This is a genomic window from Mucilaginibacter sp. (assembly GCF_039921305.1).
Classification (GTDB): Bacteria; Bacteroidota; Bacteroidia; order Sphingobacteriales; family Sphingobacteriaceae; genus Mucilaginibacter.
This window is the reverse complement of record NZ_JBDSCA010000043.1, coordinates 230366-244079: the sequence shown is the minus strand read 5'-3', so window position 1 is coordinate 244079 and position 13714 is coordinate 230366. Positions and strand designations below refer to the sequence as shown.

Below are 13714 nucleotides of genomic sequence, written 5' to 3'. Positions count from 1 at the left end.
CCTACAGCACCAACTGATAAATATCCTTCAAATTCCTACCCAACTCCTTATAATCCAAACCAAAGCCAACTACGAATTTATTCTCAATCTCAAAGCCAACATGTTTTAATTCGGATATCTCCAACTCTACAGCATCCGGCTTGTAAAGCAGGGTACAGGTTGATACCGATGCCGGTTTCCGGCTTTGCAATTTATCAATCAGGTAGCGCAACGTGTTTCCCGTGTCTACAATGTCTTCAACCAATATTACATCACGGCCTTCTATGTCTACGTTCAGGTCAAACTCATCTGTTATCACACGCTTGCTTTCTAAACCACCCGCGTACGATGATAGCTTCATAAAGGCAACCTGCGCCGGTATCTCAATATACTTCATCAACTCGGCTATAAACATAAAGCTGCCATTCAAAACACCGATGAAGATCGGGTTACGGGCTTCATATTCCACGGTCAACTCGGCACCAATTTGCTGGCATCGGCTGTTGATAGCATCGTAATCTATCATTTTCTTAAAACTGAGGTCGGCTACGTGTATGATCATGTAGCTAAATTACTAAAATAGCATTAGCAATCCCTAAAAACTAACACTCAAATATTCTTTATCTTTACCGCTTAATGGATCACCAGATTTACACCCTGCCCAACGGCATCAGGCTCTTACATAAACACGCCGCATCTACAATAGCGCATTGCTGCTTTTTAGTAAACGCCGGCGCACGCGATGAAGCTCCCGGCAAAGACGGCCTTGCTCATTTTATTGAGCACCTGCTTTTTAAAGCTACCGAACGCCGCAACACCAACCAGATATTAAACCACCTGGAATTGGTTGGCGCCGATTTAAACGCCTATACCACAAAAGAATATACCTGCATCCACGCCTCGTTTTTAAAGGAGCATTTGGAACGCGCTATTGACCTCACCGAAGACCTGGTTTTCCATTCCACCTTCCCCGAAGAGGAATTGGTGAAAGAGAAGAGCGTGATCTTAGACGAGATCGCTTCCTATCTGGACCAGCCAGACGAAGCCATACAGGATGATTTTGAAGACATCCTATTTAAAAACCATCATCTGGGCCGCAACATTTTAGGTACATCGGCCTCGGTTAGCCTTTTAGATAAGCAGGATATCAGCAACTTCATCACTCAAAATTACAACACTCATCAAATGGTTTTTGCCGTTTTGGGCGATTATGATTTTAAGAAACTGATCCGGCTGGCCGATAAGTACTTTGGCCATGTTAAAGCAAACACGACCGAAAAAAACCGGATCAAACCCGAAGTTAACCGGGGGGAAATAGTAAGATTTTCAAAGCCAATTTCGCAAACACATGGCGTTATTGGCAGCCAGGCTTACTCATCATCAAACCCTAAAAAGAACGGATTACTATTGCTCAATAATATTTTGGGCGGGATAGGCATGAGTTCAAGGCTTAATCTGCAAATTCGCGAAAAATACGGCATCGCTTACAGCATCGAATCTAATTATTCCGCATTCTCGGATGTTGGCCTGTTCACCATTTACTTCGGAACGGATACAGAGAAAGCCGAACGCGCCATCAAACTGATTCATAAAGAACTCAAAAAGCTACGCGATCAAAAACTCGGAACATTACAGCTCCACCAGGCAAAAAGAAAATTTGTAGGCCAGATAGCTTTAGGCGAAGAGAACCGGATTGGTTTGATCATCGCCATGGCTAAAAGCTTATTGGATTTTGGTCACATTGATACACTTGAAGAAATTTTTGCCAAGATAAATGCTGTTACTGCCGAAGAAATGCAAAATATAGCCAATGAGATTTTTGATATGAATCAGATGATAACATTGCTATTTGAGCCTAATGAATAAACTCTTATTTTTGCAGTGATGAAATATCCTATCATAGCATACGGCGATCCGGTTTTACGTAGAATGGCTACCAACATTGAGCCCGATGAATATCCCCACATTAAAGAATTGGTTGAAAACATGTACGAAACCATGTATGCCGCCCGTGGTGTTGGTTTAGCCGCGCCGCAGGTAGGTATGTCTATGCGCTTATTTGTGGTTGATGCATCACCTTTTGATGATGATGAGCCCGAATTAAAGGATTTCAAAAAAACGTTTATCAACGCTAAAATACTCGAAGAAACCGGCGAAGAATGGCCTTTTAACGAAGGTTGCCTAAGCATCCCCGATATACGTGAGGATGTTTATCGCAAACCCGTTGTACGCATATCTTATTACGACGAAAACTGGAAACATCACGAAGAAACCTTCAAAGGATTAGCGGCCCGGGTTATCCAGCACGAGTACGATCATATTGAAGGGAAACTGTTTACCGATAAACTAAGCCCCTTGCGCAAACGCCTGATCCAAAAAAGATTAACAGATATTTCTAAAGGCGATGTAAAGGTTGATTACCGGATGAAGTTTCCGGCCGTAAAAAAGGGTCGTTAATTATCGCTTACACCGCGGCTTTTATTACCCGCTGTAATTTCTTTGATAAACGCGCCCCATGCAAATGGGTTAAACAGCGGGTTGGTGTATGAGTGTTGGTTCATCAGGTTCTGAGTTTCGCCCTGCGACCATGCATTTTGAATCTCTTTACTATCACGAGGCAAAGTTCTGCCCAATGAGGCGATTGATTTTCCGCTCAGGTTTTTACGGGCAATTTCCAAATCATCATCCGCTATCTTCATGGTCATAAAATCCTTTTTAAACTCATCCGTAGTGGCCCAGGGGAAAACATGCACTACAGGCAAATTGATTGATTTACCATTCAGTTTTACCTGCAAGGTATAGCTATGATCTTTAACGTTTGATGGGATAATAACCACGGTAGAAGAGTAGCCAATAGATGTAAAACGCAAGGTATCGCGCTCATGTGCTACAAAAGAAAAATAACCTTTATAGTTAGATAGGTTAACCTGGTTTTTATTGCTCACATTAGTGATGGTAGCGTAGGGGATAACCGTACTACTATCCGCACTCAAAACAACGCCCGAAAATTGTACCAGATCATCACTATTTTGCTGCGCAAAAGCAGATGATGCGGTAATGATAGTCAGCAATATGAAGATCAGGCGCTTCATTTTATAAACACTATTTTTAATCTCTATCAATGTTAAACAATCTTAGTTGTACTAATTACGCAAATTTTGAGCCAATAGTATATTTAAGCTTGTAACATTTAACACACTTTAACTTATCGTAAATTCTCGGGCAAAATTGCTGCCGGGTCGTCAATGTCGGTTAAGTTAATGGCTTCAACACCTGTAATCTCCGGAACAACTTTCATAATAGCCTGCTCAATACCCGCCTTAAACGTCATGATACTCATGGGGCATGAGCCGCACGAGCCCAACAATTTTAATTTAACCACACCTTCCGGGGTAATCTCGTCGATAGATACATTACCACCATCTGTCTCCAAATACGGACGAATAGTATCTAAAGCCGCTTCCACCTGTTCTATCAATGTCATTGTATAATAATTTACTGTAAAGATAAATAATTTATTGTATATCTGCCGGTTGCGGCGCCCTGGCATTTACTATCGATACTTGCTGGGCCACACGTTCAGCCAGGTCTATAAACGCTTTCGACATCGGGTTTGCATCATCCAGTATCAAAGGCTTACCGGCATCTCCAGATTCGGTAATGCCTTTTACCAATGGTATCTGCCCCAAAAACGGCGCGCCTATTTGTGCCGCCAGCTTTTGGCCGCCGCCTTCTCCAAAAATATAATACTTATTGTCTGGCAATTCGGCCGGTACAAAGTAGCTCATGTTTTCTATCACACCCAATATTGGCACATTAATGGCTGGCATCATAAACATGCCAACTCCCTTGCGGGCATCGGCCAAAGCCACGTTTTGAGGGGTTGTAACGATCACAGCCCCCGCTATCGGGAAACCTTGCGTAATGGTGATATGAATATCGCCCGTTCCAGGCGGAAGGTCAACTACCAAATAATCCAACTCGCCCCATTCGGCATCGTTAAACAATTGTTTTACCGCGGTTGATACCATTGGCCCACGCCATGGCACCGGTTGATCAGGATCGGTAAAAAAGCCTATCGATAACAATTTGATACCGTATTTCTCAATAGGCTCAATCCTCGTCTTGCCGTTTTCTTGAGTAGCCCGGGGTTTAGCTCCCTCCAAACCAAACATAATGGGTACCGATGGGCCATAAACGTCTGCATCTATCAAACCAACCTTAGCGCCGGTTTTAGCCAAACCGATAGCCAAATTAGCCGCCACGGTTGATTTACCAACACCGCCCTTGCCAGATGCTACGGCTATTATATTTTTGATCCCCGGCAAACTATTGTTGCTTTGGGTTGTCACACGTGAAGTCATGTTGATTGATACTTCTGCCTCTTTGCTCACAAAATGCAATATCGCGTTACGGCAGGCGTTCTCAATCATGGCCTTTAGTGGGCAGGCCGGGGTAGTCAATATTACCGAAAAGCTTACCTTGTTGCCATCAATCACAATGTCTTCTATCATGTTAAGGGTAACCAGGTCCTTTTTCAGATCGGGTTCTTCAACATTACCGAGGGCGGTAAGTACTTGTTCTTTGGTTATCATTTTTTAAAATACAAATAAATATAAAACAGCTTGTGCCGGAGTTTGTTACAATAAATTCAATGGCAGGAAACCGTTGTAAAGATAAGATTATTAGTTTTGGTTAAATTTTACTGATGCATCGCCTAAACCGTAAATATATCCGCATTGGCGGAATTGTACTAATTTGTTTATTTATTCTCGTTTTAATTGGGGGCATCATTGCCTTTAATAAGCGCGAAAAACTGCTGCAATCAGCTATTGACAAAGCTAAGCTAAAAGCCAAAATCGAGTATAATTTAGATGTAAAAATAGGCTCTGCTAACTTTGTGGGGCTAAGTACCGTTGCTTTTAAAGGAATAACCGTTGTGCCCCAAAACCGCGACAGCCTTTTAAAAATAAGCGACTTTGAAGTTGGCATAAAAATATGGCCCCTAATTTTAGGTAATATTAAACTGGCTTCGGTTAAACTGGATAACGGCATCCTCAATTTAACCAGTTCGCACGGCATCCGTAACTTCGATTTTTTGTTTAAAAAGAAGCGCGATACCACGGCAAACCGCCCCGGCAGCGATATCTCTGTTGTAGCCAACAACCTCATTAACCAGGTGCTTTATAAAATCCCCGATGAACTCGACCTCAAAAACTTTGTGGTTAAATTCCATAGTGATAGCATCAATGTCAACATTTTGGCTAAAAGCGCGCTCATCGAAAATAGTAACCTAACGTCAACCATCATCGTAAACAACGGCGAATCAACTTTACACTTTACCGGAAAAATGCGCCCGTCGGATAAGTTTATCGATGTGAAGCTTTACGCTGATAACAAGGCTGTTGAATTACCCTTCATCCAAAAAAAATACGGACTTAAAATAACCTTCGATACCATTAGCACCCAGGTCAAAAAGGTAGAGCGTAGCGATGGCGAAACCCGCATATTTGGCTATTGGTCGGTTAGAAACCTGCTCATCAATCATCCTAAAATAGCAGCTAACGATATCATTGTACCTTCCGGCTCAATTGATGCCAATGTTTTTATTGGTCAAAACTATATCTCTATTGATAGTTCGTCGGTAATTCATTTAAAGGATGTTACCGCTAAGCCGTACATCAAATACACTCTTAAACCGGTTAAGGTTTACGAGTTAAAGCTACATACCGATTATACCGATGCTCAAAAAATATTCAATTCCTTCCCGCAAGGTACATTTGACGCCCTTGAGGGGATACAGGTTGCCGGCAAGCTATCATACAATCTCAATTTCTATCTGGATACCTCAAAACCCGATGATGTTCAATTTGATTCAAGCTTAAAGCAGGATAATTTCCATGTAGTAAAATACGGCCGTACCGATTTAAGCAAACTTAATGGTCCGTTTGTTTATACTCCTTATGAAAAAGGGAAACCTATGCCCTCGCGCCAGATCGGGCCAAGCAACCCGGATTATACACCGCTATCAGAAATTTCGCCCTACCTGCAACATGCGGTAATGACGGCCGAAGATCCAACCTTTTTTAAACACAATGGATTTGTTGAAGAATCACTCCGTAAATCAATCGCTGTTGATTTTAAAGAGAAGAAATTTAAACGCGGTGGCAGCACCATCTCTATGCAGTTGGTTAAAAACGCCTTCCTGAGCCGCCAAAAAACCATGGTGCGTAAAATTGAAGAAACGCTAATTGTTTGGATGATTGAGAACACGCACATCATATCCAAACAACGCATGCTCGAAGTTTACTTCAACATTATTGAATGGGCACGCAATGTATATGGTATTGGCGAAGCATCGCGATACTACTTTGGCAAAACGCCATCGCAACTTAATCTGGGCGAAAGTATTTATTTGGCGAGCATTGTACCCAAGCCAAAATCGGGTTTATACTATTTTGAGCCCGACGGTAGTTTAAGGGGCAGCCTGCAAGGCTACTTTAACTCGTTAGGTAATATGATGAGTATGTACGGCTATACGCAGCGCGATAGCACCGGTTATGGCTTTTACGATGTTCGTTTAAAATCGGCCCTGCGCCGTGCAGTGCCCGCAGCGGATACCACCGAAATTAACAAATTACTGAAACAGGCTGATGATGATGCCGATGTTCCGGTGGTTGTGGTTCAGCCCGAAAAGAAGCCTAACTTTTTCCAGCGTTTGTTTGGTAAAAAGGATACCACAACCAAGAAGAAAGATGTAGCTGTTGCCGATACGAGCCCCGTAAAAACCAAAAAAGAACTCCGCCAGGAAAAACGTGAGCAAAAACGAAAAGAAAAAGAAGCCCGTAAAAAACTGGAAGAGCGGGGCTTATTCTAATACCATTAATCCAACGTGTCTGGATATAATAATTAGTCTATTTCACTTAATTCAATATTCTCCCAGGTTTGTTTGGCGTAGTACCGCATCATCACCCAATAAAGTAATGCAGCCGGAATAATGGCTATCCAGATTACCATTTCCCATTGTGCCAAAAAGTAGTGGGCACCTCCAAATAAAAACGTGGCCAGGGTTAACATCAGGCTTACAAAAACTTTACCTCCCGCTTGCTTCACTAATACAGGGCGCGAAAACGGCAATCCCTTCACCATAAACAAAGCCATTACAATACCATAAAGTTGCAATAAAATAAAGGCGAGTATAATATCATTAATAATTTGCGGCCCCCAAATGGCTATACTGGCAATACTTAGAACAATAAAATAAGGCAAAATGTAAAGTGTACTAATAGCCTTATACATACCGGCCAAAATTTTTCCGGGCTTATCAATAGGCAAAGCATAATACACCCACGATGCTTTGTACTTTTCACTTTGCGATATCTGCTGCAATATGGCCGACATAACAAGCGAACTAAAGTATAACAGAAAAATATAACTCCGCCCATGCTGTATCCTGGTAAGTTGCGTAGCCATATCTCCTTTACCTGATAAGATAAAATAAGCAAAATATACCGGTATAAACGCAAACTGAGGGTAAACCTTCGTTTTAAACTCGCGTGTGCGCGATGCCAGTTTCCAGGTAATTCTAAACCCGGCATTCTCTATCGGATCGGGCGCGATAAGGTTGGCTACATTATCAATAATGCTCCTCTTCTTTACCTTCTTGTTTTCAGGCTTGGCAACAGATCCGTCCGACATCGCGATTATAGATAAAGTCCGGTTAAAGCCCGGGGCCAGCACCTTAACTACAAACCAAATACTTACAAATGGCAACGCAAAGCCAAGTGCTGCAATACCTGTAGCTGCCAGGCCAGATCTTCCCGCGTGCAATACGGCTTCGTTTATGGCGGCTATCCAAACCGGGGGCAAAAAGTACGACCATCGATGGCTCAACATATCATAACTGGCCAGTGTAGACATATCGATCAATCTGGGCAGCAATCTGTACCCACCAAACATCATAATGGAAAAAAAGATCTGGAAATAAACGATAATGTCCTTAAACTTTTGCGCGCTTACCGATCGCATCAGCACCAGGTAAATCATGTTAACAAAAAATATACTGAGCAACGTTGCCAAAATGATCTGCACAAAAAATAACGGAATCGCCGCAACCCCATCAATAAACCCGATCATGATCATACCCGGTAAACCCTGTAACAGCGCCAGTTTTAATACATAGACACTAATGTGCAATATCCGCGCTACTGCAACAGTACGATCATTAACCGGTCGTGGTGCAATGATATATTGGTCGCGAACATCGATCAGCACATTCGTAAAATCGGTGATGATCATTACCGAAAGCAACACCATAAACGCGCTAAAATATACGGTTTGGGCAAGCAGCGGTTTATCTAAAATAAACAATATCATTCCGTACAACGCCCCAAAAAACAAACTCCCCAAAATAGCGAACCATGATGTAGAGGTTTTTCTCGGCTTATCCTGGTTTTTGTTGGTCACAATTCCACGTGGTCGCCTGTCATCAATAATAAGCTTAATGCGCAGTATCTCGTGCAGTTGAACCGTGTTGATACCCGCACGTTCCATAAGTGGGTTAAACTGCGCTATTATCCATAAAAATAACTTATCTATCATAACAGCGGTTAGTCAAAAGCGTTCATAATAGCATCCGTTTCGTGGCTTGAGGTATCCCGGCCGGTTAGCTTGGCAAATATTTGTTCCAGCGTATCGCTATGGTTTTGCTTGAGCGATTCAAAAGTTCCATCTGCAACGATCTCTCCCTTGTTAATCAGCAATATCCTATCAGACACCTTCTCAACCACATCCATCATGTGCGAACAATAGAATATCGTTTTGCCTTCCTGCGATAAGCGGACAATTAATTCTTTAACGGTGATAACCGCGTTAGCATCCAATCCCGAAAGGGGCTCGTCCAAAACAATGATCTGCGGGTTATGGATAATGCCCGATATAAGCAATACCTTTTGCTTCATCCCTTTGCTAAAGGTATCCATCCTGTCGTTCAGGTTCGCTGTTAAACCAAACGCGCCCAAAAGTTTTTGTGAGCGCTCGGTAACCACATCTTGCTCCATGTTGTTAAGCTTGCCAATAAAATCAAGGTATTCCATCGGGGTAAGCACTTCGTATATCTCCGCATTCTCGGGCACATAGCCTATCAGCTTTTTGATCTCTTGAGGGTTATCGGCCATGTTAAGCCTGTTGATAACTACTTCACCCTCAAAATCGGGTATCAAACCTGTCAAAATTTTAACCGTGGTTGATTTACCAGCGCCATTGGGGCCGATATAGCCAATAACCTGGCCCGGAAAAATATCAAGTGTTAAATGCTTTAAAACCGTTTTTGCCCCGTATGATTTCGACAGGCCGCGTATTTGTATAATAGGATCGGTACTCATCTTTTTATGTTATTAACAACGTCAAAAGATAGCTAAAATATCCCAACTATATCATCATCAATATAAAAGCAAAAAGCCTCTCAAAATTGAGAGGCTTTGCCAATTAAAGGGAAAGGGTTATGTATAATAAAGTGTTCAGCGTTAATCAATGTTTTTTTTCTTCAGGTATATTCAACATCGTGAATAGTGATATTGCGGTGTTGAGCGCATCTTTGTTAACAGGTTTTTTCAGGTACGAAAGAGGTTCGGTACTCATTGCATCCGCTATCATTTCCTCGTCTGATATTGAGGACAGAAATATAAACGGCATATTCAAATTAGCTTTAATATAGCGCGCAATAGCAATTCCCGTTTCCGGGCCACGCAACATAATATCGGTTATCACCAGGTCTGCTTCGGTTTGTTGTAAGCCTTTCACAGCATCATCGTATGATTCTGCAACCCCACAAACCGAGTGCCCCATACCCTGCAACGTATATTTTAACAGCGTTGCCAAAATAGGCTCATCTTCAACTATATAAATATTCAGCTTAGTCATATCTTAATTTAGGCCCAATATTACTATGTGATTTAGGCGCTTAAACTAAATTGGGGAAGTGCAAAGATAGCCCATATCAGCTCCTAAGCCTAGTATAGGGTGGTGGACAAATGGGGGACAACCTTGTGTTTTGCTTATTGGAGAATGTTTCCGTAAATCAATATTACAGTTTCGATATCTCGTGTTCCATATCGGCGTCAAGCTGCAATCCCATCTTTTTACGCAGGCGCTGTTTAGCCTTTTTTATGCCGTCGGTGGTTATGCCAAGCATGTTTGCCATTTCGCGGTTACTGAGTTGTAGCTTCATCAGGGTTAAAATACGGGTGTCTGTGCCAGATAGCCCTGGAAAGTTCTTCTTTATTGCCAGCAAAAACCCGGCATGTACCCTTGAGAATATTACTTTAAACTCGTCCCAGTTTTCATCAGTCATAATATGCGCCTGCATCATTTTTTCAAGATGCTCGGCCTCGTCCCTATTAACAACCTTGGTTTCAAGCCGGTCAATTTCTTTTCTAAAATTTTCGATCACCACATTCTTTTTCCGGATGCTCTCGGTATATAGCAGCAATTCCGATTCGGCATTTTTTAGTTCTTCATCAACCTGTTTTTTTTCTGTTATCAGCTTACTCTTATCCTTTTTAACCTTTAACAGCTGTTGGTTGTATATCAGTAACGATATCACAATCAAAAAAAACAACACCATAATAATAGCATTCCGTTTTAACGCCCCCAGCTCGGCATCGGTTTTTAGCTGATTGATCAACACCTGGTGATTCGCCATTTCCCAACCTAATTTAGTCCGCTCAACAGCGGCCACATTATTCCGTTGTTGCAAGCTATCTTTAGCCTGTTCCATGCTTTTTAGGTAAGCTATACTTTCGGCAAGCTTCCCTTCCAACTCACTCAGTTCGGCTTTTAGAGCGTAATATTCTATCTTGAGTTTTAAGCCATCGTGTACTACCTGTATCAATTTCTCAACCTCACTAAGCCTGCTGCCGGCCTGGTTTAAATTACGGTTCACCAAACTAATTTTTGCTAACCTAAGTAAGGCATGCGCGGCATTGGCACCTTCACCATATTTTAGCGATGTAGTATAATCCGTCGTAATAAACGGTAAAGCCTCGCTATAATGCCCTTGCATAAAATAAACCGACCCAATATTGCCGGTACTAATAGCCACCCAGGCAGTATCCTTGTTATCCTTACTCAATTTGAGCGCGGCATTGAAACAGGAAAGCGCTTGTTCAAATTCTTTATTGTTCCGATAGATCAACCCCATGGTATTAATGGTACCGATCTTTGTCCTCGGAAAACTTATAGGATACTTTAGCGCTTCCTTAAGGTATAACATCGCATTCTCGTAATCCCCTAAGTCATAATAAAAGCTGGCTTCTTGTGTAAGGTAAGCAGAAATATTGGGCACTTTATCAAAACCTACACTTCTAAATACATCCTGTGCTTTTAAAAAGTACTTACAGGCATCAACACTACGCCTATAGGTGTAGTAATACAATCCCATTTTATGCTGATAGATCCCAACATCGGCAGTCATGTTATTAGCCAGCGCAAAATCAATCGCCTTTTGGTAATACGATGTACTTATTGAATTAAACCCTCTATTAACCGAAAAGTAGTCGGCCCGCATTTCAAAAACAGCAGCTTCAAGTTGCTTATCTCCATCACGTTGAGCAAAACCAACCAGTTCATCCAGCTTGCGCATCACGCTTGCCGAATCAACTTTTCTGAAGTTACTCTTATAGATATCCATCGCCTTGGCGGGACGCGCTTGCTTCGGCAGGTCCTTAATTCCGTGGAAAACATTGGCTGTATCCGCTGCCAGGGCCCCGTTATCCGGTAAACAAAATAGCAGCATACAAACCAGCAATGCAACATGCACTGGTTTTATACCCATACTAATTTGCTCCAACATTTTCATTGTCTGGCCAGTAGCTATGTTTTTATGAATAAGGTAGATGTAAAACGGCTACAATTTACAAATACTTAACGCAGCAAGCAATATAGATTCGGTCCAATAACCAGAGTAACCACAATAACAAATTATGGGTATATATGGGTGTTTTTTCTTTCTGCCATTGCGAGGAACGAAACGATGACAGGGGGATATTGTAAGACTTTTATGTGGTTTTCCCCTTTATTTTCGCGGGTTGGGTAATTTTATTCGGATTTGACATCCTTGCGATTCTTATACAAAAGTACGGAAATCTGTTGAAATTATAGGCCTTTAGTTGTTCTAAATAGAACAACCGCATACAACTTACCCCGCCCAATTCTCCCTATCCAAACTCCTGTAATGAATAGCCTCGGCCAAATGTTCTATTTCAATATTGTCGCTTCCGGCCAGGTCAGCAATCGTACGCGAAACCTTTAATATCCGGTCATATGCCCTTGCGCTCAATCCTAATTTTTCCATCGCTTTCTTCAACAGGTTTTGTCCCGCTTCATTGATCTGGCAAAGATCACGTACCATTTTAGTGCTCATTTGCGCGTTCGAATGCATTCCCGTTTTATCAAACCGCTTGATCTGTATTTCGCGTGCCTGTATCACCCTATCCCGTATGCCCTCGCTTTTTTCGGCCAACCTGTCCGATGATAGCTCATCAAAATTTACCGGCGTAACTTCAACATGCAGATCGATCCTATCCAACAAAGGTCCCGAAATTTTACTCAAATATTTTTGTACCACTCCCGGCGGACAAACACAATCCTTTTCGGGATGGTTATAATAACCGCAAGGGCAGGGGTTCATACTCGCTATCAACATAAAGCTCGATGGGTAATCCACCGAAAACCTGGCTCTCGAAATGGTAACCTTTCGCTCCTCCAAAGGCTGGCGCATCACCTCAAGCACCGTACGCTTAAACTCCGGCAATTCATCCAGAAACAAAACCCCATTATGTGCCAGCGAAATCTCACCAGGCTGCGGGTTTGTTCCTCCGCCAACAAGGGCTACGTCCGAGATCGTGTGATGTGGGCTTCTAAACGGTCTAACCGTAACCAGCGCATCGCTCGCGGCCAGCTTCCCGGCAACGGAATGGATCTTGGTAGTCTCTAACGATTCCTGCAAACTCAGCGGGGGCAGTATCGATGGCAACCTCCGGGCCAGCATCGTTTTCCCCGCCCCCGGCGGACCGATCAATATTACATTATGCCCGCCAGCAGCGGCAATTTCTAATGCTCGTTTAATATTTTCCTGCCCGCGCACCTCGCTAAAATCACTATCGTAATTGTTAATGCTGTTGTAAAACTCTTCGCGGGTATTAACTATCTCTCGTTCAAGCTTGGTTGTTCCATTAAAAAAGCCAGCCACATCTTTAATGCTTTCAACACCATAAACTTCAAGGTCGGTTACAATGGCGGCTTCACGTGCGTTTTGTTTGGGTAAGATGAATCCTTTAAAACCTTCTTTTCGCGCTTGTATAGCAATCGGTAAAGCACCTTTAATGGGCTGCAAAGTACCATCTAAGGATAGTTCTCCCATAATGATATACTTTTCAACCTCATCTGCATTCATTTGATTTGAGGCTGCCAGTATACCAGCAGCAATAGTTAAATCGTATGATGAACCTTCTTTTTTAATATCGGCAGGAGCCATATTAACTACCACCAGTTGTCTCGGAAAATGGTATTTGCAATTTTTGAAAGACGAGTCTATCCTAAAATAACTTTCCTTAACGGCGTTATCCGGAAGCCCCACAATAAAGAATTTCGTTCCCGGCGAAATATTTACCTCAACTGTAATGGTTGTGGCTTCAATTCCGTAAACGGCACTGCCAAAGGTTTTAACTAACATATA

At 42.4% G+C, this 13714-nt stretch carries 12 protein-coding genes; 3 read left to right on the top strand and 9 right to left on the bottom strand.

Going from position 1 to position 13714, the window contains the following annotated elements; translation table 11 throughout:
* Position 1: 1 nt before the first annotated feature.
* A complete protein-coding gene (hpt, locus tag ABIN91_RS13460; RefSeq protein ID WP_348051632.1) occupies positions 2 to 541 on the bottom strand; it encodes a hypoxanthine phosphoribosyltransferase in 540 nt (179 codons plus the stop codon).
* Positions 542 to 615: 74 nt separating this feature from the next.
* Between hpt and ABIN91_RS13455 the strand changes: the two genes are divergently transcribed.
* Both ABIN91_RS13455 and def read left to right on the top strand, forming a co-directional pair.
* Entirely contained in the window at positions 616 to 1845 is a 1230-nt protein-coding gene (locus ABIN91_RS13455; protein ID WP_348051631.1) for a pitrilysin family protein, read from the top strand.
* Between the two features lie 18 nt (positions 1846 to 1863).
* The gene (gene def, locus ABIN91_RS13450; RefSeq protein WP_348051630.1) at positions 1864 to 2436 is read left to right on the top strand and encodes a peptide deformylase; all 573 of its coding nucleotides are present in this window, start codon (positions 1864 to 1866) and stop codon (positions 2434 to 2436) included.
* On the opposite strand, the gene ABIN91_RS13445 is transcribed toward def, so the two are convergent.
* From ABIN91_RS13445 to ABIN91_RS13435, 3 genes are all read right to left on the bottom strand, one after another.
* Positions 2433 to 3071, bottom strand: a complete 639-nt coding sequence (locus ABIN91_RS13445) for a carboxypeptidase-like regulatory domain-containing protein (RefSeq protein WP_348051629.1) — start codon at positions 3069 to 3071, stop codon at positions 2433 to 2435. The genes def and ABIN91_RS13445 overlap by 4 nt on opposite strands.
* A gap of 113 nt (positions 3072 to 3184) precedes the next feature.
* Positions 3185 to 3463: a NifU family protein gene (locus ABIN91_RS13440; protein ID WP_348051628.1), complete on the bottom strand. Its 279-nt coding sequence runs from the start codon at positions 3461 to 3463 to the stop codon at positions 3185 to 3187.
* 31 nt (positions 3464 to 3494) lie between these two features.
* Positions 3495 to 4574 carry an Mrp/NBP35 family ATP-binding protein gene (locus tag ABIN91_RS13435; RefSeq protein WP_348051627.1) on the bottom strand — a complete coding sequence of 360 codons (1080 nt, stop codon included), beginning with the start codon at positions 4572 to 4574 and terminating at the stop codon, positions 3495 to 3497.
* Positions 4575 to 4687: 113 nt separating this feature from the next.
* Between ABIN91_RS13435 and ABIN91_RS13430 the strand changes: the two genes are divergently transcribed.
* A complete protein-coding gene (locus ABIN91_RS13430) occupies positions 4688 to 6856 on the top strand; it encodes a biosynthetic peptidoglycan transglycosylase (protein ID WP_348051626.1) in 2169 nt (722 codons plus the stop codon).
* Positions 6857 to 6888: 32 nt separating this feature from the next.
* On the opposite strand, the gene ABIN91_RS13425 is transcribed toward ABIN91_RS13430, so the two are convergent.
* The 5 genes from ABIN91_RS13425 to ABIN91_RS13405 all read right to left on the bottom strand — a co-directional run bounded on the left by ABIN91_RS13425 (position 6889) and on the right by ABIN91_RS13405 (position 13711).
* The gene (locus tag ABIN91_RS13425) at positions 6889 to 8580 is read right to left on the bottom strand and encodes a hypothetical protein (RefSeq protein ID WP_348051625.1); all 1692 of its coding nucleotides are present in this window, start codon (positions 8578 to 8580) and stop codon (positions 6889 to 6891) included.
* A gap of 8 nt (positions 8581 to 8588) precedes the next feature.
* Positions 8589 to 9362 (bottom strand): ABC transporter ATP-binding protein, encoded by a 774-nt coding sequence (locus ABIN91_RS13420; protein WP_348051624.1) that lies wholly within the window; start codon positions 9360 to 9362, stop codon positions 8589 to 8591.
* Positions 9363 to 9507: 145 nt separating this feature from the next.
* Positions 9508 to 9900, bottom strand: coding sequence for a response regulator (locus tag ABIN91_RS13415; RefSeq protein WP_348051623.1), 393 nt, complete (start codon positions 9898 to 9900; stop codon positions 9508 to 9510).
* A gap of 163 nt (positions 9901 to 10063) precedes the next feature.
* A complete protein-coding gene (locus tag ABIN91_RS13410; protein ID WP_348051622.1) occupies positions 10064 to 11812 on the bottom strand; it encodes a tetratricopeptide repeat protein in 1749 nt (582 codons plus the stop codon).
* Positions 11813 to 12175: 363 nt separating this feature from the next.
* Positions 12176 to 13711 (bottom strand): YifB family Mg chelatase-like AAA ATPase, encoded by a 1536-nt coding sequence (locus ABIN91_RS13405; protein ID WP_348051621.1) that lies wholly within the window; start codon positions 13709 to 13711, stop codon positions 12176 to 12178.
* Positions 13712 to 13714: the final 3 nt, after the last annotated feature.

Coding starts and splice junctions, on each gene's coding strand:
- def (WP_348051630.1), top strand. CDS start 1,864: ATGAAATATCCTATCATAGCATACGGCGATCCGGTTTTACGTAGAATG.
- ABIN91_RS13435 (WP_348051627.1), bottom strand. CDS start 4,574: ATGATAACCAAAGAACAAGTACTTACCGCCCTCGGTAATGTTGAAGAA.
- ABIN91_RS13445 (WP_348051629.1), bottom strand. CDS start 3,071: ATGAAGCGCCTGATCTTCATATTGCTGACTATCATTACCGCATCATCT.
- ABIN91_RS13415 (WP_348051623.1), bottom strand. CDS start 9,900: ATGACTAAGCTGAATATTTATATAGTTGAAGATGAGCCTATTTTGGCA.
- ABIN91_RS13425 (WP_348051625.1), bottom strand. CDS start 8,580: ATGATAGATAAGTTATTTTTATGGATAATAGCGCAGTTTAACCCACTT.
- ABIN91_RS13455 (WP_348051631.1), top strand. CDS start 616: ATGGATCACCAGATTTACACCCTGCCCAACGGCATCAGGCTCTTACAT.
- ABIN91_RS13430 (WP_348051626.1), top strand. CDS start 4,688: ATGCATCGCCTAAACCGTAAATATATCCGCATTGGCGGAATTGTACTA.
- ABIN91_RS13410 (WP_348051622.1), bottom strand. CDS start 11,812: ATGGGTATAAAACCAGTGCATGTTGCATTGCTGGTTTGTATGCTGCTA.
- hpt (WP_348051632.1), bottom strand. CDS start 541: ATGATCATACACGTAGCCGACCTCAGTTTTAAGAAAATGATAGATTAC.
- ABIN91_RS13420 (WP_348051624.1), bottom strand. CDS start 9,362: ATGAGTACCGATCCTATTATACAAATACGCGGCCTGTCGAAATCATAC.
- ABIN91_RS13440 (WP_348051628.1), bottom strand. CDS start 3,463: ATGACATTGATAGAACAGGTGGAAGCGGCTTTAGATACTATTCGTCCG.
- ABIN91_RS13405 (WP_348051621.1), bottom strand. CDS start 13,711: ATGTTAGTTAAAACCTTTGGCAGTGCCGTTTACGGAATTGAAGCCACA.